Here is a 22,298-nt window from a genome sequence, read left to right on the forward strand (position 1 = left end):
TCGGCCTGCGCGCGTGCTCACAGGCCTTCCTGGGCCCGAATCCGATCATAGGCCGCGCGAACGGTCCCCTTGCCGTAGATCCGCTCCAGCCGACGCACGGTGAAATGCCCGCGGGCCAGAGTCTGGAAGTGATCGATGAAGGCGGCATTGACGGCCGCACCGCCGATCGCCCCGACAACCGGAACCGCCTGGGCGGCGACCTTCTGCGAAACAACCAATCCGAAGCGGGCTCCGATCTGGGCCAGCAGGCGCACGATGGCCGAGGTGCTCTCGTCGACGACACCGCGCCCGGCCATCTGCTGCAGGGCGCGAGTGACGGACTTCGCCATCGCGGCCCGCACGGCAAAGTAGCCGGCCTCGTGCAGGTTGTCCGAACCGGAATGCCCGCCGAGGGCAAAGACCTGGACACAGGCCAGCACCGTCTCGGGATCCTCAAGGTCCTCGCCCTCGCTCTGGGCGATGCGGGCGATGGAGCGCAGCATGATCGTGGTCGAGATCGGGAGCTCCACCAAAACCGCCGAGATGCCGAGCGCGCCGCCCATGGCCCCGGACAGGACCGCGAGCGCCTTGTGAACACGGATCTCGGGATCCCTGCCCTCCTTCGGGATCGTCCGGAGCGCATACCGCAGGGCGCGGGTGAGCGCCGTCTGGGTGGCCTTCGAGATCACGCCGGAGACCGGCACCGGAAGCGCCTGCCCGAGCAGTTCGATCGGCCGGCCCGCCAGTGCCGACAGGCGAGCCACGTAGCTCGGCCCCTCGAGCGCGAGCACGGCCTGCCGCAGAGCCTCGCGGTCCTCGTCCGAGAGGGCGATCTCGGGTGGCGCGGCGTGGCCTGCGGTCGCTGGAAGCGGTTCCTGGCGGCGAAGTTCCTGGCTCATGCCCTTCATCTGGGGATCCGGAGCGACTACTGACAGGCCCGCCTATGGATTTGGCCTTTGGTCAGCCTACGGAAAGTGCACTGTCTTGTCCCGCGCGGCCAGCGAATGCCAGGACCCACGGCCGGAACGGCTGATCGGCACCTGCGTTGGCACAGCGAGGCGGTTGCACTGAGAGGAGCATGCACATCCTTCCGGAGACACTTCGCCTGATATCCCGCACACCATGTTCATCCTCGGACAGAATTGGCGCCGCGGTGCGGATCGGCACCGCGGCGTGGAGCATCCCGAGAGAGCATGCCGCCCCCTTCCCCGTGGCGGGATCCCACCTGGAGCGCTATGCCGCTGTTCTCAATGCAGTGGAGATCAACTCCTCGTTCTACCGCCCACACCGGACAGCTACCTATGAGCGCTGGGCCGCATCGGTGCCGGAGGACTTCCACTTTGCTGTGAAGATCCCGAAGGCCATTACTCATGAGCGCCGGCTGGCGGATGTCGACGACCTGCTGGACCGGTTCCTGTCAGAGGCGGGAGGCCTCGGGCCCAAGCTCGGGCCGCTGCTCGTCCAACTGCCTCCGAGCCTAAGCTTCCAGAGCGGAATCGCTGATCGCTTTCTGAGCGAGCTGAGAAGCCGGGTCCAAGGCAGCATCGTCTGCGAACCCCGCCATGCCTCCTGGTTCACGCCCGAAGTCGAGGCGCTGCTCACCGAGCTGCGGATCGCCCGTGTCGCGGCCGACCCAGCTCCAGTCGCAGGCGCGGACGAGCCAGGCGGCTGGCGCGGACTGTCGTACTACCGGCTGCACGGCTCGCCCAAGATCTACTACTCGGCCTACAGTCCGGAATATCTGGCCGCCATAGCAGAGGTGCTCGCCCGGAATGCCGCTGCGGGAATTGAAACGTGGTGCATCTTCGACAACACGGCGGCGTTTGCCGCGACGGGAGATGCGCTCACCACCCGAAGCTTGGTGATCGCTGCCGACTGCTAGCACGCACGAGCGAACCGAGCCTACCGCATCTCGAGACGGCTCACCCACCGCTCAGGGGTTCCGAGATGGTCTGAGCCGCGCACGGTCCGGTGAAACAGCTGGCCTCTTAGATAGACGGCCCCCACAGACGCGTGCGGGGCCGCACTGCCGACCGGCGGCCGCCGCGGTATCCCACACCCTGCACGCGATTATGAAGGAGGGTGCCATACAGGACGATAGAGAACGGTTTTCGTTAGCAGCAGCGATCACCGCTGTCTTCACGTTGGGCTGCACCATCGGCGTTCTCTACCTGCCGCTCTTCCTGCGCTGAGCGCCTGCTTGGGTACGGCTCCTGCTTAGACCTTGCTTTATCCGGTCGGCATCGTCACCGTCACATCCGTTCGGCCCATCCGCCGCTGCAATTCATTACAGTCCCGTGCCCGAAGACCCTGGAGATGCTGCAGGCTCTGCACCGCCTGGCCCGTGATGACATGGACCGCGAGACCGTCGTCCTCCCGAGCAACCGTGGCGATCGTCACAAGCCCGGTTGGCGTCTCCCGCTCGATCCGGCCGCCCAGTACGTCGTCACATTGCAGGCGCAGTATGACCTCCATCGGAACCTCCTCGAAACTTGCTCGCACCGGATCAACGGAGCAGATCCAGCACAGGTCCTAGGAAGCGACGGGAGAGCCTCCTGACCACCCATCGATGGATGTCCACGCATTCCACAGATTAAGAACAAATCAAGAACATTTTTATGGTGATCCAGGGCGCGAAGCAGTAGCATCGTGACTTCCAAGGGAGAGGACGATGACTGATCAGGAACAGGCGGCATGCGACGCGGATCCGCTGGAAGCGAATGTCACGGCCGTGATCGAGGCCTGCGGCGGCAATCCAAGAATTGCTATCAAGGCCCTTCTCGTCGAGCAGCTCATTCAGGAACAACGAATTGAACGGTTGGCGGCCGCCCTGTCGTTCGGATATGTGCGCGGACAAATCGGCGCGATGTCCGGGCGGCCCAAATTCCCAACCTCTTGATGCCCACATTCGTGATGGTTTGGCTGACGTCTGTAGGATCGGCCAGGAAGGTCCTGGAACAGCAGCCGTGCTCGGTATCGCAGGCCGCAGGCATGCGATACGGCAATCATACGAGGTCACAATCTCCGCCGAAGGGCCGGACCGTGACCGCGACGATTGGCAGTATGACTTCGAGCACTGGTGTCGCGGACACGGCCGGGTCGTGGAACGTAAGCGCCCCAACCGGAACGGAACAACACGGATCGCTTCCTTCGAGGGAACGCCAGCGGTCGTGGCATTCATTGTCGATTGGATCGGGCTCGAATGGCTGGAGAGCGCCATGCAGGGCAGCGTCGGCATTCAGGCGCCGACGGACGTGTCTGCCCCCTTCGTTCAGCTTCAGGAACTTCTGAGCCTGACGCACAAGATTGATGCCCGAACGAGAATAGCGGATTTCCGGTTCTGGGCCGCGGCACGGGTGACGCTGAGGCTCGACGTCCCTTCCACAGAGCTCAAAACAGGCAACTGGGATCATCTCTTCGATCAGGATCAGACGAACACTGTCCGGGAGTAACGTTATGCACCACTGGCCTGATCCAGATATCATGTGCAATCTTTGACTTGGTCTTGCCTCACGTGGGGTTAGTCGCTGAGCACGTCGTGATTCGTAAATACGCTCTTGGTCTCCTGATCCCGCCAGCGCTTCTGTTGGCCGTGGGTTGGTTTGCTCTGCAAGGCGATGACTTTCTTGAGATCAAGTTCCTGGCCTTTTTCGGCACGCCTGCAGCCGTGATGGTTCTGGCGTGGGCCGCTGTTGTGGCCAATGAGATCGCCAACCAGCGGAGTGAACGGCGACCGCATCAGGGCCGTTCAGCCAAGATCTTATTCGTCTATCCCCTCGCGCCAGCCATCCTTTTGCTTAGTGGCTGGGCTGCCCTGCGCGTCGGCTACATCGACGAAGCGTTGTTTCTCCTCAGCGCCGGGGCTCCTGCGGCGGTCCTGCTCCGCCCTGGTGGCTAACGAGGTTGCGAACAGACGAGCTGCAAAACGCCAGCATCATGATTGAGGGCAGATCCTGTGAACGCACCCGAAACTTGTCAGGATTCTTGGAAGTCGCGGTGAAGGATGGCTGAGTCCATCAGGAGAAAGCAATGAATGTGCAGACTCGCTTGGAGGCCAACGCGATCCTCGATCGTCTTGTCGCAGATGGATCGACCTTCTCCCGAAACGACGCGCGCCGGCTTATCGAGTTGATCCTGTTACGCGCCAGTGGCTCGCGTGCTCGGAGATGACTGTCCGCCGTAGCGCTTTGTGCTTCAATGTCCGAGATACGTCCGACGCACGCTGTCGTCGCGCCGCAGCTGCTCGGATGCACCCTGCAGGGCCATCTCGCCGTTCTCGAGGATGTAGGCGTAGCTCGATGTGGTCAGAGCCACGGCAGCGTTCTGCTCGACAAGAAGGATCGTCAGGCCATCCTTGTTCAGGCGGTCGATGATGCCGAAGATCTGCTGCACGAGCACGGGCGAGAGGCCTAGCGACGGCTCATCCAGAAGAAGCAGCCTGGGTCTTGCCATCAATGCCCGGCCGATGAGGAGCATCTGCTGCTCACCACCTGAGAGCGTGCCGGCCCGTTGCAGCAGGCGGTCCCTCAGCTTGGGGAAGTAATCGAGGACACGGTCGAAATCGGCACGGACCATCGCTGCATCCTTGCGCCGATATGCGCCCATCTCTAGGTTCTCGCGCACGCTCATGTCGCGGAAAACCTCACGACCTTCGGGGACCTGCACCACACCACCTTCGACAACCTTATGAGAGGCCATGCTCTCGATGGGTTTGCCGTCGAAGCGAATGCTGCCGGACTGCACGGGAACGAGGCGGGATATCGTGTTGAGGGTTGTTGTCTTACCGGCGCCGTTGCTGCCGAGCAGCGCGACGATGCTTCCCTCTGGAACGCTCAGCGAAACACCGGATAGGGCCTGGATACGTCCATAGGATGCGGACACGCCGGTGAGTTCGAGCAGATCACGCATGGGCCATCTCCTGTCCCAAGTAGGCTTCGATGACGCAAGGATCGTTGCGCACCTCATCGGGCGTTCCCTCCGAGATCTTGGTGCCGAAGTTGAGGACTGTGACGCGATCTGAGATCGCCATCACGAGCTGCATGACGTGCTCCACCAGCAGAATTGTGATCCCCTCCCGCCGGCAAAGATCCGTGAGCAGCGCATCCAGTGCGGCGATCTCCCGGTTGCGGAGGCCGGCTGCAGGTTCGTCGAGAAGGAGAAGGCGCGGGCGAATGGCGAGAGCACGCGCCAGCTCCAGAAGCTTCTGGTGGCCGAAATCCAGATTGCGGGCAACCGTGTTGCGATAAGCGGTGAGGCCGGTACGTTCTAGCAGGTGCTCGACATGCTCTACTACGCCGGACGGGCGTGCTGACAAGGCTTCGACCCAGGATCTGCCCGCATGGACGTGAGCGCCAATCATTACGTTCTCGAAGACGGTCAGCTCCCCGAACAGCTCCAAGTTCTGGAAAGTTCGGGCAACGCCAAGGCCTGCCATGGCGCTTGCGGGCATCCTTGTCACGTCGACGCCGTCCAGGATAATACTTCCGGTGGTGGGCTGATAGAAGCGTGAGATGCAGTTGAAGGTGGTCGATTTTCCCGCCCCATTCGGTCCAATCAGCGCATGAATGGTGCCACGCTTCACGGCGATGTCGAATTTGTTCACGGCGGTGAGACCACCGAACTTGACCGTCAAGTCGGTGACCTCAAGCAGGTGCTCAGCCACGGGTTATCCTCCCCACTTGGTCGCGAATGAAAGCAAAGAGGCCGCGTGGCGCATACATCATGAAGACGATCAGGATCAGGCCGTAGATGATCTCCTGATACGAGGGTGTCTGACGCAGGAATTCGGAGATCAAACCGAAAACGATCGCGCCGCCCACCGCGCCGACGATGGAGCCAAGGCCGCCAACAACAACCATGGTCAGCACCAGGATCGTGGTCTGGAACCCGAGGCTATCCGGATGAATATAAGTGGAGAAGGTCGCAAACATGCTGCCCGCCACACCCGCGTAGAAAGCGGACAGACCGAAAGCGGTGATCTTAGCCTTGCGCACCGGGATGCCCATGGCCATCGCTGCCACATCGGACTCACGCACCGCCCGGAACGAGCGTCCAACGCGGGAACGGGAGATCACGATGGTCAGGGCAATCATCAGCAGGGCCACGATCACCACCACGGGATACGCCTGCCTGTCGGTGAGAAATTCCAGATCGCCGAGGCGGGCTGGGCTGATGCGCAACCCGTTTGGCCCTCCGGTCACCGGATCCCAGTTCAGGAAAACCCATTGCATGGCCTCACCAAAGGCGAAGGTGGCGAGCGCGAGATAGATGTCTCGCATGCGCAGGGCAACGGTTCCGATCACCATGCCGACCACTCCCGCAACAAGACCCGCCAGCAGCATGGACAACGGAAACGGCCATCCGAAGGCGTTGCCGGCCAATCCGCTCGTATAGATGCCAATGCCGTAGAAGGCGGCATGGGCCAGGGCGAACTGTCCGGTTTCTCCGATCACCAGGTGGAGACCGAGACAGAGCACGATGAAAACCAGGAGAAGATTGGCAATGTAGAGAACATAGCCGGTCACCATGAAGGGAAGGACGACCAGGGCCGCGGCCGCCAAAGCCAGCAGGGCGATCTGCGTTGCCGGCATCCTCTCCGGTGCGGCCAGGCCCGGCCTTTCGGTGTCGGATCCCGGGATAATGATGACTGTCTTGTCGGACATGGTCTCAGACCTTCTTGATTTCCACTCGCCCGCCGAACAGCCCCTGAGGACGGATCACGAGCACGAGCATGATCGCGACGAAGGGCGCGAGCACGATGGCACGGGAGGAGATGAATAGGCCGACGAGGTTCTCGATAATGCCGATGAGGAAGCCGCCCACCACGGCGCCGGGCAGGCTGGTGAAGCCGCCCACGATCGCAGCGGCGAAGCCCAGAGTCACAATCGAGCCCATGTCGGCTGTCATCAGCACCTTGGGCGAGATCAGAAGAGCAGCGATGGCCGAGATGCCGCCTGACAGCCCCCAGACGATCATGTGAATGCGGGTCAAGTCGACGCCGACGAGTTGCGCCGCCTTGGGGTTCATGCCTACGGCGCGCATAGCTCTGCCGATTTTGGTGTACTTGAACATCCAGAAAAAGGCCACCATGACGACAACGGCGGTGGCCAAGATCACGAGGTCAAGGGTCGTCACGGCCGCCTGCCCGATCATGATCGATTGCGGCTCGACCACCGGCGGGAAAGATCGTGGCGTGTCACCGAAGCCAGTTTGCCGCACGAATCCCCTGAGCACATAGGAGAGGCCGAGCGTCGCGATGACGAGGTTCACCGGACTGCCATTGGCCCGCGCCACCTGGTTCAGCACCAGTCGGCGAAACAGAGCCGCTCCGGCATAGGCCACAAGTATCGTCGCAGGCATGACGATCCAGAGCGGCATGCTCCTGAACACCAGAAGATAGAGCGCAATATATCCGGCAGCCATGACCATCTCACCCTGCGAGAAGTTCGGCACTTCGGATGTCTTGAAGATGACGACGATGGCGAGGGCGAGCAGCGCGTACACGCTGCCAATGACAAGTCCAGAGGCCACACCCTGCTGCAAAAAGAGGAAGACTACGTCGAGCGTCATGCTGCCCTCGTTGACGTGAAAAGACCGCGGGAACAATCACGCTCCCGCGGCAGTGCGGGAGGAGCCTATCCCTTGTATTTCCAGCGGCTCTGGAAGGAGCCAGGAATGAGGGTCTGCTGAGTTCCGTCGAATTTCAGATAGATCGTCGACTCCTGAGCCGCGCGATCGTTCGGCCCGAATTCGATGGGACCAGCCATGACACCGGAATCGAACTTCTGGTTTCTCAGGTTGTCGGCCACCTTCTCGCGAGTCGGATTGGGACCCGCATCCTGCAGGGCTTTGACGACCGACATGGCGGGCGCGATGCCATACGGCATGTAGGCTTGGGGGTGATCCGGCTTCGCATCGAGATCGGGGTAGTACTCCCTATACATGTCATATACCCACTTGATCTTGGGGCCGCCGGGCGCATCCGCGAGAACGTCTTGGACGTAGAAGTTCTTGAGGGCATCCCTGTTGCCCACGTTCTCCACAAGCTGAGACATGTTGGCGGTGCCGGTCACCGTGAGAACGATAGGCTTCGTGATGCCGAGTTCATGCGCCTTCTTGATGATCAGGGCCGCAGGCTTGGCATAGGTCGTGATCGCGATCATGTCAGGATTGGCAGCCCTCAACTTAACCAGAGGAGCGGTCACATCTGTAATGTTTGGATTGATCGATTCTACTGCGAGCTGAACGCCAACCTCCTTAGCGGTGACCTGAGCCGCTTCAAGGTTCCAGGCGCCGTAGGCGTCATCATGATTGATGTAGCCGATCTTCTTCGCCTTCAGGTGCTGCTGTCCGAAATCCACAACGGAGCCGCCAACGGCATATTGAGTGATCGAGAAGGCGCCAAAAATGTAATCGGTAGGCGGATAGAGAGCGCCGTCCGCGGAAGCGTTCAGCATCACCCACGGAACCTTGCTCCGAACCACGTAATCCTTGGCCGCAACAGCTGCGGCGGAGCATGAGCCGCCGTTGAGCATAAACACTTGATCCTGCTCTACGAGCTTCTTGACCGCCGAGACGAGATCGTTGGCGTTGCAGCGGTCGTCTTCGATGACGAGCTCGATCTGACGGCCGTGGACGCCGCCTTCCTTGTTGACCTTGTTGTAATACATCTTCGCCGCGTTGATCACGTCGAAGCCATAGGCCATGTTCGCTCCGGAAAGCGGTGAGAACACGCCGATCTTAATTGTTTTCTCGGTTAGGCCTGGCTCCTGCGCAGCGGCTCCTGCGGAGTGAATGAAGCCGGCAGCGAGCAGCGCCGCTCCAAGCCACACACAAGTTATCCTGTCTTTCATTTTTTCCTCCCTTTTTGATTTAACAACGGTTGCATCCGATGGCCCATTCGGGTCGGTGGGAACGCTCGTGATGTACGAAGGCGCCGGATGCATTGGAAAGCATACGGCAGCCAAGTCGCCTTATGGCTAAAAGCGACCAAGCGGAACGGCTGACGACGCTTTTTCAGCGTCGGCGGAATCACGTGAAAAGGGAGGTATGGGTACGTCGATCAGGCCCGGGTTGATCGCGTTGACCCTGATGCACTTGGCGGCCACCGTGCGAGCGAGTGACTGCGCCATCGCATTGCTGTCATCTGCCAGCGCCCGGCAACCCGCAGCATCAATGCCTTTGGCGCTACCAGTCACCGGCACAAATCTTCGGATCTGAGACGTCACCGTTTCCTCCAAAGGCGATCAGGTGCCGCCATTGGATACAATCCAGCAGGTCCGGCACTACTTTGTCAATAATTCTTGAGCGAATGCAGAAGGATTTTATCCAATCCCGTTCCGGCTGTGTCTGCTCCCTACCCGGCCGTGACAGCAGTTCTACGGAAATCAACTTTGCTCTTGGCCAATTCTCTTGTGAGAGACCCGGTTTAGCAAATGAAGCCATATCCCGCTGAAGGATCCGTATCACGATGCGGCGTGCCGTCCGATGACATAGCCGAACGTCAGCGCTGGCCCGAGAGTAATGCCGGCACCGGGATACGACCCGCTCATGATCGAGTTGATGTCGTTGCCGCAAGCATAGAGGCCTTCAATTATCTGGCCACGGGTGTCGCGCACTTGGCCGTTGGCGTTGACGTCCAGCCCCATTGTTGTGCCGATATCGCCGGGGAATATCTCGACCGCGTAAAGCATACCTTCAAGCGGCTTCAGGCACTGGTTCGGCTTATGATCCGGATCCCCGAGAGCGGTCTGGTAGGGAGTCGATCCCTTGCCGAAGTCGGGATCAGCCCCTTGAGCTGCAAACCCGTTATACCGATTGATCGTCCTTTTTAGGGATCCGGCATCGATACCGCATGTCTCAGCCAGTTCCTCCACGCTCCGGCCGCGCTTGAGATAGCCAGACTTCAGATAGAGGCGGATCCGGCCCGGGAAACAGGGAACCGCCCCCAGCCCATAGCGGCGTAGGGAAGCCTGATCGCAGATCAGGAAGGCCGACCTCTCGTTATCGTCCAGTAGCTTTTCCACCAACCCTTGCACGAAATCATGATAGCTTGCCGCCTCGTTGGTGAAGCGCCGGCCATCATGGCCGACCGCAATGATGCCAGGCTTCGCGCGGTCCATGAACAGGTGAGGAAACGGCCGCTTCGAACCATCGGGCTGCGGAATTAATGAGATCGGCGCCCAAGAAGCGGCATCTGAGTTGGTGGTCACGAATGCGGCACCAATCGCCTCAGCGGCAGCAATCGCTCCACCCGTATTTGGTGAAGGTGACATGCTGTAGTGAGGCAAGCCACGGCGGACATGCTCAAACCTCTCAGCGCGGCGCTTAGCATCGTGAGGAAAGCCGCCGCTGGCGAGGACTACGCCCTCCTTGACTGCGATCGCCGTGTTGCCATGGTTCGTGCGCACCATGACACCTGTCACGCGTCCTGCTCCATCTCGCTGGAGCGAGACGAGTTCGTGCTCGGTGAGAAGTGGTATCTTCAAGGCGAAAACTGTCTCAGCCAATCGGCCCGCGACCGCTGCACCCAGACTCAACCGTGTGTTGCGTCCAACAACCACCTTGTCCCTGAAATATCGGAGCACCTGCTTGGTGGCATGCACGAAGGACGGCCACTCGCGCGTCATGCGCACGAAATGGAAGAGGTCCGCGCGTCCGAGTTGCATGCCGCCGAGGATTGTGAACTCTTTGATTGGCGGGCGCAGCCGCTTCAGGTTTTTACCCAACGCCCTACCGTCATATTCCAGCGCATCCAGCACACGCCCCCCGAGCGCAGCGCCTTCCTTGTCCGGATGGTAGTCCGGTGAATAAGGGCGATGGGTCATCTTCAACGCAGTGTTCTTGTTGAAGAAGTCGATGGCTGCGGGACCGTTTTCGAGGAAGGCGTCAACCAGTTCCGCATTGAATCGATTTCCGGTTTCCAACTCAATATAGCGACGTGCTGCCCTGCGATCGTCCTCCATACCGGCCGCACGCATGATCGGATTATCCGGCACCCAGATCGCGCCACCGGATACCGCCGTGGATCCGCCGAAATACTCGGACTTTTCGATAATTACAGGCTTCAGGCCGGCATGAGCTGCGCTGATCGCAGCCGCCAGTCCCGCCGCGCCGGAGCCGACAACCAGAAGGTCACACTCGGCAGGAAGCACTTCTTCAGTCGACATGCACGGGCTCCTGCCTTGGGAAGCGCCCGATGGTCCAACCGCCGTCGACGGCGAGGACCTGGCCCGTGACAAAAGACGATTCATCCGAGGCGAGGAACCGCACAGCACGGGCGACGTCGAGCGGTGTGCCCGCCCGAACAAGTGGGGTCTGCTCGATCATGATCTGGCGGCGCCAGGGCTCTGACCGGATGCGCTCGGCAGTCAGGGGCGTTTCGATAAGACCAGGGGCGACAGCATTCACGCGGATACCGGAGGGTCCGAAATCTGTCGCCATTTGGCGCGTCATGCCAACGACCGCAGCCTTCGATATAGAATAGGCCGCCGAGTTATAGGCCCCAATCAGACCGAAGACTGAGGCCGTGTTCACGATCGCTCCGCCGCCTGCACGGATCATCAGCGGCACTCCCCAGCGGGATAGCGCGAAGGCGCCCTTGACGTTGATATCGAAATAACGCTGCAGATCCTCATCCGTAGTCTCGACTGCATGCGAGCCGCGGCCTATACCAGCATTGTTGACCAGAATAGAAAGCGTGAGGCCGTTCCCGGAAAGCTCGGCGCCAAGCTTGGCGGTAAGTCCTGGATCGGTCACGTCGCCTCGTATTGAGATCACACGGGATCTGCGGGCTGCGAGCGCGTTGATGCCGGCCTCTTCGCGATCGACCGCGATCACCGTCGCGCCGGCGGCCACAAGACCTTCGGCGATGGCTTCACCGATGCCTTGGCCCGCGCCGGTCACAATGGCGGTGCGACCTTCAAGAGTCGTGATGTCGAAGCTCATGACAGCTACCTCAGAATGCCGCGGTGCCGCCGACCGACCGACCACCGTCGACGATCAGGACCTGCCCCGTGACGAAATTAGTCCGCTTATCGGCGAAGAAGGCTACGGCATGGGCGATGTCTTCGGGGATTCCCAGTTCCCCGGTGGGCTGCTGGCTTCGGAGCAAGTGCACGTCCGAGCGCGCCAGCAGCATATCTGTCTGGATTACGCCCGGCGCCACAGCATTCACCGTGATCTGCATGTCGCTCAGATCGAGCGCCAAAGCCTTTGTAAAGCCAGCGACAGCAGCTTTCGATGCAACGTAATGTGCATAGTTGCGTGCCCCGAATGCCGCTCGTGAGCAAAGATTGATGATCCGACCCCATCTCGGCAACTTGCGTGCCGCCTGCTGGGAGAGATGGAACATGCCCACGAGGTTGACTTCATACATCTGGCGAAAGTCATCGGCAGTCAGCTCATCAAAAGCCTTTACATTGAAGATGCCGGCATTGTTCACCAGCACCTGCAGGTTCTCTGCACCATCAATCAGCGCCTGTGTGGCGATCGGATCGGTGATATCGACGATTTCGGCGCGTGCTTTGAAGCCCCGGGACGTTATCTGGTCTACGGTCTCGACCGCGGGCGCTTTGGCGCGGTCGGCTACGATCACGAAGAAGCCGTCTTCTGCCAAACGATGTGCGATGGCGCGACCGATTCCGGAACCTGCACCGGTGACGATGGCAGATTGAAGACTGCGTTCTGACATTGATTTTTCCTCGGATTCTGCCTTGCCGAGCAAAATCGTGCGACCTTGCTCGACATCATCGTGCAACAGAAGGAAACTGCAGATCTATCGCGTTCAGCAGTCCCAGTCGGGGGAGCAGCGCTCAGGCGCGCCGCTCCGAGTTCAGGCTCAGAGGCCGAAGCTCTTCTCATCGACCTTCGAGAAGATCTCATCGGCGACCAGCTTGGCGACCGCATCTTCGTTATTGACGTCAAATCCTTCAAGGAGCTTGGTCCACTTGGCCTGCAGTGCAAGAAATCCCTTTGCAACATCGGTCGGATCCTGCACGCGACGTTCCTTGGCAGTACGACCGGGATAAGTGTCGACCACATTGGCGCGGAACTTGGCCAAGGCCTCGACAAGTGAGGCGTCGGGTTGGTTCATCTTCAATCCACGCTCTTGAGACCCCTTCAGAGCCTTGCTGACAGCCTGAGAATAGGCAATCTGCACGCGAGCGACGCTGCGGGCGGTCACGTCGAGCAGCTTGCGGCGGTTCTCCGGGCCAATGTCAGACCAGAAGTCCTTGTTATAGACATAGGTGACTCCGAGCGAGGTGCCCTGCTCAAGCATGGTGATTGTCTTGACCACTTCCCAGAGCTTAAGGCCTGTTTCGAGACTGGTCGGGTCCGTCAGCGTGCAGTCGATTGAGCCACGCTCAAGGCCGGAATAGACGTCCGCAGCCGTGACAGCCACCGGGACGGCGCCAAGAGAAGAGACCCATTCGTTCTGAGCCGTGCCGGCTGTTCGGATCTTGAGGCCCTTGACTGCGTTCAGGTCACGCACGTCTCGCATGCACAACATCAGGTAGGTCGGTGTGGAGTAGCCTGCCAGAGCGACCGTACCGTGCTTGGCAAATTCATCCTGTATTCTTTTATTTGTAAGCACGGTCTCGGTTAGGGCAAAGGCGGTCGCCATGTCATTCGTTGCCACAAAGGCAAGGTCGTTGATCATACCTGAGATCGGCAGTTCTGACGGAGTATAGGAAGTGGCTACGAGCCCGAGCTGGGCCACATTGTCACCCAGAGCCCCCAATGTGGTCTGCGCCGGCACAAGTGAGCCCGATGAATAAAGCTCAAAATCGACCTTGCCGTTGGTAGCGGCCTTCACATCGGCAAGAAATGGCACGTAACCGACGCTGGTCAGGATGTGGCTCGGCGCCAGCCAAGTCGTCGCCTGATACTTATCGGCATGGGCCACCCCAGTCATCAAGGCTAGCGAAGCAGCGGTGGCAGTCAGGATCTTCCTCATTGTCTCTCTCCCTTAAAGGTTTCGTTTGTTTGAGCGGCGGGACGCAGCCTCGTGTGTCGCGACTTGTCTCCTGGCATTTTATCTCGCCATGAGTTCAGGCAGCCACAGGCTGAGAGCTGGAAAGGCGATTAGTGCCGCAAGCACGAACAGGTCAACGATGATGAACCAAGTGACACCTCCGAAGATCTGATTGAGCGAGACCCGACCGCCGAGTGAAGACTTAATGACAAAGACATTCATTCCGACCGGCGGGCTGATCAGCCCTATTGTCATCAGCTTGATGACCAGGATCCCGAACCAGGTGAGATCGACCCCATGGCTGGAAAGGACGGGCGCGAGCACCGGCATGGTGAGCAGCATGATGGATACCTCCTCCATGAAAGTACCCATCAAAGCGAGAGTGACGCACACCAGAATGATCATGGTCATGGTGTCATAGCCATCGAAAAAGCCCATCACCCAGGTCGGTATCGTGGCAAGCGCCACGAAGCGGGCGAACAGCGCCGCGCCGAGCACGATCATGAAGATGGACGAGGTGCCGGAAGCGGTATCGATGAGCGCGCGTCGGAGCATGCGGTAGTTGAGGCGACCGCGAAGGACCGCGACTATACAGGCTAGAAACGCACCCACGGCGCCAGATTCCGTTGCGGTGAAGACACCGGTGAAGATGCCGCCCATCACGATGAAGGTAATCACCGGCAGTGGCCAAGCATCGCGCAGGAGAGACCACTTCTCCGCCCTCGTCGTCTTATCGACGTAGCGGGGAGCAAGGTTCGGATTGATCATGCAGCGCACGGTGATCATCACGATGAACACTGCGGCTGTAAGGATACCTGGCACGAATCCAGCTATGAAGAGCGTATTGATCGAAGTATCGACCAACAGGCAATAGATGATCATCAAAACCGACGGCGGGATCAGCGCAGCCAAGGTTCCGGACGCCGCCACGGATCCGGTCGCGAGACCAGGATCGTACTTGCTGTCCAGCATCTCAGGAACGGCAATTCGTGAGAAGGCGGCGGAGGTCGCCACGCTCGAGCCACTCGCGGCTCCGAAGAGCGCAGAGGCGAAGACGGTAGAAGAAGCAAGACCGCCTGGGATTCGAGCAAGAAAGATGCGTGCTGCCCCGAACAAACTTCGCGTTAGGCCCGCCTCAACGGCCACGAACCCCATGAAGAGAAACATCGGAACTGCAGAGAGATTCCAATCGCCGATGAGGTTGAACGGAATCGCTTTCGAGATCCCGACCGCAGCGCTGAGACCCATCATTGCCCAGATGCCGAAGAAGGCGGTGACGCCCATGGCGACGCCAATTGGCACGCGGATGCCGATCAGCGCAAGGATGGCGATAACGCCGATTAAGCCGATCTCGAGACGTTCCATCCCAGCTTCCTCAGATTTCTACTGTCGAGTTAGGGTCGGTCGCGCGTCCACGCTCTCCCCGGAGAACACGCATCACCAGCACGACAACAGCAAGGCAAAAACCGAACGGTAGCAGGAACTTGGCCGGCCAAGTCGTGATGCGCCAGATGCCGTCAACTGTCTCGTTGATTCTCCAGGCGCGGACCGCAAGATCCCAAGAGAACCAAGCCAGCACACTGTAGTAGATTGCCGAAATGATATCCGCAGCGATGAGCATAAACTTCTGAGCGCGCGGGGAGACTTTCTCGTAAATCACCTCGACGACGATGGAGCCGCCCGCCGCCTCCACATAGGCGAGCGGAAGGAAGACGGCGCCGATCATGTAGTAGGCGGCCACGACCTCAGCCGTACCGGGCAGAGGAGCATTGAAGAGGTATTTTCCCAGCACGTCGATCATGACGTGGATCATCATCAGCAGGATCACTAGCCCGGAAACCCAAGCCAGCAGTTGGGTGAGCTTTTCGGCAAGCCTTACCATCGTCTCCTCCGTGGCGCTGATCCGCGCTATTGCATCCGGTATCCGCCATTGACGTCGATCACAGCGCCGGTGATGTAGGAGGCATCCTTGCTCAGCAGGAAAGCAACGGCGCCGGCGACATCTTCGGGGCTGCCGACCCGCTGGAGGGGAATGTTTCCGGTGACCGAGGCATAGTTCTCGGGATCCAGCGATTGATGCAGCATGGGTGCATCAATCAGTCCGGGAGCGACCGCATTGATCGTAATACCCATGGAAGCAGCCTCACGGGCGGCAGCCTTCACGAGACCAAGAACAGCACTCTTACTCGCGATATAGGCAGAACTCGAACGGTACCCGCCCAGCTGCGCCGCAACCGACGAGAATGCCACGAAGCGGCCACTTTCAACCGGGGCTCGCGTGCGGGCGCGCAGGTATTCACGCAGAAGCAGGAAGGTTCCGGTGCTGTTCACTCGCTGTGTCAGGTCCCACTCATCCAGGGAAATCTCGGTCAGCGGCGGGCGCTGCCCACCATCCCTCAGCAGCAGAATGCCGGCAGCAGCGACCACGAGGCCGATTTTGCCCCCATTGGTCTCGACATCATTGAAGAGTTTGTGGACCTTCGCTTCGTCCGTCACGTCGAGGGCAAGAGCCTTGTGCCCACTGCCGGGCAGCGACGCCACGACCTCAACTGCACCGGCCTCATTGGTGTCAGTCGCGATGACAGGAAAGCCATCGCTGGCAAGACGTTGAACGATAGCTCGACCGATTCCGCCCGCAGCCCCAGTCACGAGGGCATAATTGGTCATGGATCCTCCCTTGATACATTCTTGCGAAATTGATGTATCGCCAGATTGGATCCAATTCGCGCCCTATACAACCAGACTTTCGTCTTAAATCGCTAAAATTGGATCCACAGCTAAGTCGCGACCACTTGCACTTGCTACGGCGCGCAGTATTTTTGGAGCATGAGCACTGCAACCACATCACTCCCTGCGGAGATCACCAGCGCCGATCTTGTCGCGAAAACCATTCGCGAGAAGATCCTGGAAGGTGAGTTGGAACCGGGCCGAAGGCTCCAGCAGGATCATCTGTCCGACATGCTGGGCGTATCCCGCACGCCGCTTCGGACGGCTTTGGCCATGATCGCCCAGGAGGGACTCATCGAGTATGAGGCCAATCGGGGCTATCGCGTCCGAGCCTTTTCGATCTCCGAGGTGCGGGATGCTTTTGCCGTCCGGGCGCAACTCGAGGGTTTCGCCTGTCGATGCGCAGCTGAGCGGAAGATCCCGGACGCGACGATCGCCAGATTTGAGGCGCTGGTCACGGAGGGAGACCGCCTCCTGTCCGGCGGAACGCTGGACCCTTCCTTACTTCCCGCCTACCGACGCATGAATGTCGAGTTTCATCAACTGATCATATCTCTGGCAGGCAACTCCTGGATCGAGAGCTTCGTGCGACAAACACACAACGTTCCCTTGGTATCGGATCGCATCATTCTCTGGGACAACTACGATATCATCTATCGCTCCCATGACGACCATCATCGGATTGCAAAGGCGATTGCTCAAAATGAGGGTATCCGAGCCGAGAACCTGATGATCGAGCACGTTATCTTCGCAGGAAAGCTCTTGGCCGAGAGGCTCGAAATGGATCCACGCGGAGTCCTGATGTCGCAGAGCAAGACCTCGAATGGGTTCCTCAAGTCCCGCAAGAACGGAAAGTTATGATGACCACCCTGAAACTCTTCCACTCGCCTGCTTCTCCATATGTCCGCAAGGTCTTGGTCAGTGCCCATGAGAAAGGCGTCGCGCATCAGATCGAGTTGCTGCCATCGGCGGCAGGCCCAGTCAAACGCGACCAAACGATCATTCCTCACAATCCATCCGGCAAGGTACCGACGGCCGTCCTACCGGACGGCCAGCCTCTTTTCGACAGCCGTGTGATCTGCGCTTATGTAGATACTTTGAGCGAGACGCCGCGTCTTGTGCCGACGTCACATGACGAGCGGTTCCGTGTACTGACGCTTGAGGCTCTTGCGGATTCCATTCTCGATGCAGCTCTGCTCTGCCGCTACGAGACGGTTATGCGCCCCGAAGAGAAGCGCTGGGCCGACTGGTACAACGGCCAGATGGAAAAGATCGACAGCGGCCTTGATGACCTGTCCCGCAACTGGCTGGGCAGACTGCAAGGCTCGGTCTCCGCCGGCAGCATCGCCGTTGCTTGCACGCTCGGTTACCTGGACTTCCGCTTCGCCGACAAGGACTGGCGCACAGGCCGCAATGCCCTGGCCGATTGGTACGGAGTGTTCGCTGAGCGCGAGTCGATGAAGGCTACTTGGCCTCGGGGGTAATTCGACCCTGGCTGCGCTTAGTCGCCCGCAGCACCGAATGTTCTTCATCTTTCGCAAGAAGAGCCGCCTGTCCGGTGCAGGCGGCCTTTTCACTCTGAATGCATGAGAACCGGGGGTGTAAAGCTTACTTTGGATCTGGCTGGTTGGCAGGATGCGCACTGACAATCCGGATGACATTCAATGCGGTAAGCAGACCTAGCGTGCAGATGGCAACTCCTAAGATCTCCGATGAGGTTGGCCACTCGTTGAGCAGTGGAACCGCGAGCAGAAGTGCGCCCGATGGTACGATCGAGGGAAACAGCGACGCCTCCGTCGCGCCAAGATAGGAAACCGCCTTGGCAATCGCCACAGGCGCAAGGCATCCGCCCAGCACTCCCTGAAACAGGGCCTGGCTGACCCACACGCTAGAAGGTACCGGGCCGTTGGTGTGCCATGCCAGAAAGAACGGCAGGAAAGCGAGAGTCGACAGGAGCGAGACGTACCCGATGCCCGCCAGAGGCTCGACCTTCCAGCGCCCGAGAAGATACGTAAACGTGCCCCAGAGTGTCCCAGCGGCGGCGAAGCACAAATCTCCTAACCAGATAAGGCCTGGTGACTGGGGGCTCACATCCTGGCCCGTGGCGATCACCAGCAACCCGGCGATAAGGATGGTCATCCCCAGCAGTCGGAACGGAGAGGGCTTCGTACGATCGAGAATCCATGCCAGCGTGGAACTGCTTACCATCGTGGCACCGGCGGTTAGCACCACTGCATGCGACAACGGTGCCAAGCCGAACGCGGTATTGATCAGGAGGCCGAACAATGGCCCTGCCAAAGCCACGAGTGTAAGGACGCGCAGCCATCCGAAGCTGTGCTTCATGCCGCGCGAGACGACAAACGGCGCCAACAGGATGGCTGCGACGCCGAACCGGAGCATCGACATATCCATTGGGGCAAGCCCATCCATCCGGCCGAGGCGCGACCCAACATTGTACCCTGACCAAGCGAATGCCGCGATGAGCCCCCATAAAATGCCTGTAGCCATCGATTTCTGACCCTTTGGCTGGATAGTAGTCGTTCGGGCAAGGGACATCATGGTGTGGCCTTCATACGCGCCGCCTGGTTGTTCAAATGGGAGTCATCAAGCCACAATCGTTCACCGCTTGAGATCTTTCAGGGTCAACTCATCAACCTGAAACGCTCCGATAACATTAATATCGGTGGTATCAGCGAGCGCACTCTGCATCGCATTATCGTTCGCGCCTTCCGGTAACCAGACTTCCAGCACGGCGTCGACGACCTGGCGACCCGACCGGACGGCCGGATCGGCCGAGTGTTCCTCGTTGATGACCAGATTGGTGCGGAGTGCCATGCTTTTCCAAAGGGCGGCGAGTAAGGCGAAGAGCTCTTCGTCCAAAAACTTCAGAGCAGCATCGGGGCCACCCAGCAGATAAACGAACTTTGCCGGCAAATGGCTGGTGTTGCCGTGTTGCCGCGTGTCTCCCTGCTGCTGCACTACGATGGTTACGCCATCGAGAAACGTGTGCAAGTCTTCGACACAGGCGCGCTGTTCGGCGGAATCCATGGCCACCCGCATGGCCTCGATGTCGTCGAACCAGAGTTGCGAGATGCCATCCACGCGGTGCAGCCTTGCGGCCTGTGGCGAGGGACGACGAGCGAGGATGTGGTTTTGCCGATATGCCCGCATGGCCGCGACTTGCAGCGCGAGCGGTCCGTGCACATGACGCCAGTGCTCGGAAAAATGAGTGAAGTCGACATCGTCGCGTTTGCGGATCAACCCGCTGCGAATGATCATGCTTCACTCCTGTTTGAGGTCGCAAGAGAACATTGGCGCTTACTCTTCGGTCCAGGCGATCCGGGCCAGTCCAGTCTTCTGGGCGTCCTGTCGGGGCGGCATTCAGGAGGGAACAGTCCAGACTGTTCCCTCTCTCGGTGATTTTGCTGTGGCAGCTGCTTCTAGCCTTGCAGGGCCGCCCACATTTCCCGGTCTCGGTCGGCGGTCCAGATAACCGGATGGTCGATGCCGGAGGCCTCATCGAAGGCGCGGGCGACGTTGAACGGCAGGCAGTGCTCGTAGATGGCGAACGAGCCGAACTTCGGGTCCATGACCTGGCGGGTGGCCGCGAAAGTCTCCTTCAGTGAGCGGCCGCGCGCCACCGACAGCTCCGCCGCGCCATAGAGCGAGGTGACGAAGTCTCGCGTCATGGCCACGGCCTCGCGCACCTGCCGCTCGCCCTGCAGAGCATCACCGCGGCCGGGCGCGATCGCCTTGGGCTGGAAGTCCAGGATGGCGTCGAGCGTCTGCGGCCACTCGCGCAGGTGGGCATCGCCGCAGTAGCAGGCCGAGTGATATTCGACGAGGTCGCCTGTGAACATCACCTCGGCATCCGGTACCCAGGCGACGATGTCGCCGGCGGTATGCCCTGCACCGAGATGAAACAGCTTGATCTCGCGCTTTCCTAAAAACACCGACATGCCGCTCTCGAAGGTCAGCGTCGGCCAGGTCAGACCGCCCGGAATGCTGTTCTCGCCCCGGAACAGGCGAGGAAATCGCCCGATTTCGGAGGCCTTGTCCTGTTCGCCGCGCTCAACGATCAGGTCATAGGTGGTATTCGAGGCGATGATGGCTTCAGCCTTGTAGGCCGAGGCGCCGAGTACCCGCACCGCGTGGTAATGGGACAGCACCACGTACTTGATCGGCTTGTCCGTCACGCTGCGTACACGGGCGATGACATCCTCAGCCATGGCCGGGGTGGCCTGAGCGTCGATCACCATGCAACCGTCATCGCCGATGATGATGCCTGTGTTCGGGTCGCCTTCAGCGGTATAGGCGTAGAGATCGGGCCCGATTTCGGTGAATGACACCGTCTTGTCCGACAGATCTCCTGTCGAGGCGAAGGCTTTGCTGGACATTGTCTGCTTCTCCCGATTACCGGCCGGAGCCTGTCAGGCTTCTGGCGCTGTTGTCCGCGGAACGGAGTTTTTCAATCAGAGGCGCGCGCTTGGCGAGCCATGGCCCATGCTGAATAGGCCAGTCCTCAAACCGCAGGTCATGACCAAGATCGTGAGCCGCGTGATGAGGCCAGTAGGGGTCGTAGAGCGCCTCTCGGCCAACCGCGATCAGGTCCGCCCTGCCCTCTTGCAGGATGGCTTCCGCCTGCGGCCCATCGAGGATGACTCCCACAGCCTGCGTCAGGACATTGGCCTCGCGGCGGATGCGCTCCGAATACGGAACCTGGAAGCCCAGTCCTCTTGGAACGTTCATGTTGCGCGTTTCGTCGGAGAGGCCACCTGACGAGCAGTCGATCACGTCAACGCCGATGGCCTTGAGCGCGCGCGCGAGGACAACGGAGTCGTCCAGCCCCCAGCCGTCCTCGGTGCCGTCGACCGCGGAGATACGCACGAAGAGCGGCTTGTCCTGAGGCCACGCCGCCCGGACATCGCGCGCGACCTCAAGGGCGAGCCGCATGCGGTTATCGCGGGAGCCGCCATAATCGTCTTCGCGGCGATTGGAATGCGGCGACAGAAACGATGCCACGAGATAGCCGTGACCGAAATGCAGCTCGAGAACGTCGAAGCCGGCCCGGTCGGCCCGTTCGGTCGCGGCAATGAACGTTTGCCTGATCTCGGCGATGCCTGCGCAACTCAGGGCCTCCGGAACGGACCACTCAGGGCCCGCGGCAAGGGCACTCGGACCGATGCGGCGCCAAGGCTCGCCCGTTTCCTTCAGTTGCTCCATGGTCAAGGCGCGCCCGCCTTCCCACAGAGCCTGCGATCCGGCTTTGCGTCCAGCATGGGCAAGCTGGACACCGATAGCCGCGCCGTTCTGATGCACGAAGTCGACGATCGCCCGGAACGGTGCGACCTGCTCATCCGACCAGAGCCCCACGTCCCGAACGCCGATCCGCGCGCCCGGCTCCACAGCGGTGCTTTCGACGAAGATCAGCCCCGCGCCACCAAGGGCGAACTTGCCCAGATGAACCAGATGCCACGCGCCGGCGCAGCCCCGCTCGTCCGCTGAATGCTGGCACATTGGCGAAATGACCACCCGGTTCTTGAGTTCAATGCCACGGATGCGCAGAGGCTCGAAAAGGCACGGCCGGTGCGGTGACGTCATGACACTTCTACCTTCT

At 60.2% G+C, this 22,298-nt stretch carries 25 protein-coding genes; 6 read left to right on the top strand and 19 right to left on the bottom strand.

Translation table 11 applies throughout. The annotated features are described in order from the left end of the window. Nucleotides 1–17: 17 nt before the first annotated feature. Nucleotides 18–878 carry an EcsC family protein gene (locus ACD578_RS10950; protein WP_404292983.1) on the bottom strand — a complete coding sequence of 287 codons (861 nt, stop codon included), beginning with the start codon at nucleotides 876–878 and terminating at the stop codon, nucleotides 18–20. A gap of 179 nt (nucleotides 879–1,057) precedes the next feature. Here ACD578_RS10950 and ACD578_RS10955 point away from each other — a divergent pair, with 179 nt between their 5' ends. Beyond that, a complete protein-coding gene (locus ACD578_RS10955; RefSeq protein WP_404292985.1) occupies nucleotides 1,058–1,861 on the top strand; it encodes a DUF72 domain-containing protein in 804 nt (267 codons plus the stop codon). Nucleotides 1,862–2,208: 347 nt separating this feature from the next. Here the strand turns inward: ACD578_RS10955 and ACD578_RS10960 are convergent, their stop codons facing one another. Continuing rightward, on the bottom strand, nucleotides 2,209–2,454 hold the full coding sequence (locus ACD578_RS10960; protein WP_404292987.1) for a hypothetical protein: 246 nt from the start codon (nucleotides 2,452–2,454) through the stop codon (nucleotides 2,209–2,211). Between the two features lie 196 nt (nucleotides 2,455–2,650). Between ACD578_RS10960 and ACD578_RS10965 the strand changes: the two genes are divergently transcribed. The 3 genes from ACD578_RS10965 to ACD578_RS10975 all read left to right on the top strand — a co-directional run bounded on the left by ACD578_RS10965 (nucleotide 2,651) and on the right by ACD578_RS10975 (nucleotide 3,877). Continuing rightward, on the top strand, nucleotides 2,651–2,878 hold the full coding sequence (locus tag ACD578_RS10965; RefSeq protein WP_404292989.1) for a hypothetical protein: 228 nt from the start codon (nucleotides 2,651–2,653) through the stop codon (nucleotides 2,876–2,878). Between the two features lie 67 nt (nucleotides 2,879–2,945). Then, complete coding sequence (locus ACD578_RS10970; RefSeq protein WP_404292991.1) at nucleotides 2,946–3,431, top strand: hypothetical protein; 486 nt, start codon at nucleotides 2,946–2,948, stop codon at nucleotides 3,429–3,431. A gap of 53 nt (nucleotides 3,432–3,484) precedes the next feature. Then, on the top strand, nucleotides 3,485–3,877 hold the full coding sequence (locus ACD578_RS10975) for a hypothetical protein (protein ID WP_404292993.1): 393 nt from the start codon (nucleotides 3,485–3,487) through the stop codon (nucleotides 3,875–3,877). Nucleotides 3,878–4,173: 296 nt separating this feature from the next. Here ACD578_RS10975 and ACD578_RS10980 read toward each other — a convergent pair whose 3' ends face one another. From ACD578_RS10980 to ACD578_RS11040, 13 genes are all read right to left on the bottom strand, one after another. After that, a complete protein-coding gene (locus ACD578_RS10980) occupies nucleotides 4,174–4,887 on the bottom strand; it encodes an ABC transporter ATP-binding protein (RefSeq protein WP_404292995.1) in 714 nt (237 codons plus the stop codon). Beyond that, nucleotides 4,880–5,641: an ABC transporter ATP-binding protein gene (locus ACD578_RS10985; protein WP_404292997.1), complete on the bottom strand. Its 762-nt coding sequence runs from the start codon at nucleotides 5,639–5,641 to the stop codon at nucleotides 4,880–4,882. The genes ACD578_RS10980 and ACD578_RS10985 overlap by 8 nt, the downstream gene beginning before the upstream one ends. Beyond that, nucleotides 5,634–6,641, bottom strand: coding sequence for a branched-chain amino acid ABC transporter permease (locus tag ACD578_RS10990; RefSeq protein ID WP_404292999.1), 1,008 nt, complete (start codon nucleotides 6,639–6,641; stop codon nucleotides 5,634–5,636). Before ACD578_RS10990 ends, ACD578_RS10985 begins: the two co-directional genes overlap by 8 nt. Before the next feature lie 4 nt (nucleotides 6,642–6,645). Beyond that, the gene (locus ACD578_RS10995) at nucleotides 6,646–7,548 is read right to left on the bottom strand and encodes a branched-chain amino acid ABC transporter permease (RefSeq protein WP_404293001.1); all 903 of its coding nucleotides are present in this window, start codon (nucleotides 7,546–7,548) and stop codon (nucleotides 6,646–6,648) included. Nucleotides 7,549–7,613: 65 nt separating this feature from the next. Further along, nucleotides 7,614–8,831, bottom strand: a complete 1,218-nt coding sequence (locus ACD578_RS11000; RefSeq protein WP_404293003.1) for an ABC transporter substrate-binding protein — start codon at nucleotides 8,829–8,831, stop codon at nucleotides 7,614–7,616. 126 nt (nucleotides 8,832–8,957) lie between these two features. After that, nucleotides 8,958–9,206 (bottom strand): hypothetical protein, encoded by a 249-nt coding sequence (locus ACD578_RS11005; protein WP_404293004.1) that lies wholly within the window; start codon nucleotides 9,204–9,206, stop codon nucleotides 8,958–8,960. A gap of 237 nt (nucleotides 9,207–9,443) precedes the next feature. After that, a complete protein-coding gene (locus tag ACD578_RS11010; protein WP_404293006.1) occupies nucleotides 9,444–11,147 on the bottom strand; it encodes an FAD-dependent oxidoreductase in 1,704 nt (567 codons plus the stop codon). Further along, nucleotides 11,137–11,925, bottom strand: coding sequence for an SDR family NAD(P)-dependent oxidoreductase (locus ACD578_RS11015; protein ID WP_404293008.1), 789 nt, complete (start codon nucleotides 11,923–11,925; stop codon nucleotides 11,137–11,139). Before ACD578_RS11015 ends, ACD578_RS11010 begins: the two co-directional genes overlap by 11 nt. Before the next feature lie 10 nt (nucleotides 11,926–11,935). Further along, a complete protein-coding gene (locus ACD578_RS11020; RefSeq protein WP_404293010.1) occupies nucleotides 11,936–12,736 on the bottom strand; it encodes an SDR family NAD(P)-dependent oxidoreductase in 801 nt (266 codons plus the stop codon). Nucleotides 12,737–12,817: 81 nt separating this feature from the next. Continuing rightward, nucleotides 12,818–13,936, bottom strand: coding sequence for a C4-dicarboxylate TRAP transporter substrate-binding protein (locus tag ACD578_RS11025; RefSeq protein WP_404293012.1), 1,119 nt, complete (start codon nucleotides 13,934–13,936; stop codon nucleotides 12,818–12,820). Nucleotides 13,937–14,014: 78 nt separating this feature from the next. Beyond that, entirely contained in the window at nucleotides 14,015–15,319 is a 1,305-nt protein-coding gene (locus ACD578_RS11030) for a TRAP transporter large permease (protein WP_404293014.1), read from the bottom strand. A gap of 10 nt (nucleotides 15,320–15,329) precedes the next feature. Continuing rightward, nucleotides 15,330–15,836 carry a TRAP transporter small permease subunit gene (locus ACD578_RS11035; RefSeq protein WP_404293016.1) on the bottom strand — a complete coding sequence of 169 codons (507 nt, stop codon included), beginning with the start codon at nucleotides 15,834–15,836 and terminating at the stop codon, nucleotides 15,330–15,332. Between the two features lie 26 nt (nucleotides 15,837–15,862). Next, entirely contained in the window at nucleotides 15,863–16,621 is a 759-nt protein-coding gene (locus ACD578_RS11040) for an SDR family NAD(P)-dependent oxidoreductase (RefSeq protein ID WP_404293017.1), read from the bottom strand. Between the two features lie 159 nt (nucleotides 16,622–16,780). On the opposite strand from ACD578_RS11040, the gene ACD578_RS11045 reads away from it, so the two are divergent. Both ACD578_RS11045 and ACD578_RS11050 read left to right on the top strand, forming a co-directional pair. After that, entirely contained in the window at nucleotides 16,781–17,542 is a 762-nt protein-coding gene (locus ACD578_RS11045; RefSeq protein WP_404293018.1) for a GntR family transcriptional regulator, read from the top strand. Next, nucleotides 17,542–18,165, top strand: coding sequence for a glutathione S-transferase (locus ACD578_RS11050; RefSeq protein WP_404293791.1), 624 nt, complete (start codon nucleotides 17,542–17,544; stop codon nucleotides 18,163–18,165). Before ACD578_RS11045 ends, ACD578_RS11050 begins: the two co-directional genes overlap by 1 nt. Before the next feature lie 124 nt (nucleotides 18,166–18,289). Here ACD578_RS11050 and ACD578_RS11055 read toward each other — a convergent pair whose 3' ends face one another. The 4 genes from ACD578_RS11055 to ACD578_RS11070 form a co-directional block, all read right to left on the bottom strand. Further along, nucleotides 18,290–19,240: a DMT family transporter gene (locus tag ACD578_RS11055; protein ID WP_404293020.1), complete on the bottom strand. Its 951-nt coding sequence runs from the start codon at nucleotides 19,238–19,240 to the stop codon at nucleotides 18,290–18,292. Between the two features lie 60 nt (nucleotides 19,241–19,300). Further along, nucleotides 19,301–19,960 carry an EthD family reductase gene (locus tag ACD578_RS11060; RefSeq protein WP_404293022.1) on the bottom strand — a complete coding sequence of 220 codons (660 nt, stop codon included), beginning with the start codon at nucleotides 19,958–19,960 and terminating at the stop codon, nucleotides 19,301–19,303. A gap of 161 nt (nucleotides 19,961–20,121) precedes the next feature. Beyond that, a complete protein-coding gene (locus ACD578_RS11065) occupies nucleotides 20,122–21,078 on the bottom strand; it encodes an MBL fold metallo-hydrolase (RefSeq protein ID WP_404293024.1) in 957 nt (318 codons plus the stop codon). Nucleotides 21,079–21,094: 16 nt separating this feature from the next. Then, nucleotides 21,095–22,282, bottom strand: a complete 1,188-nt coding sequence (locus ACD578_RS11070; RefSeq protein ID WP_404293025.1) for an NADH:flavin oxidoreductase/NADH oxidase — start codon at nucleotides 22,280–22,282, stop codon at nucleotides 21,095–21,097. Nucleotides 22,283–22,298: the final 16 nt, after the last annotated feature.

This window comes from Microvirga sp. RSM25 (genome assembly GCF_044784385.1).
GTDB lineage: Bacteria > Pseudomonadota > Alphaproteobacteria > Rhizobiales > Beijerinckiaceae > Microvirga > Microvirga tunisiensis.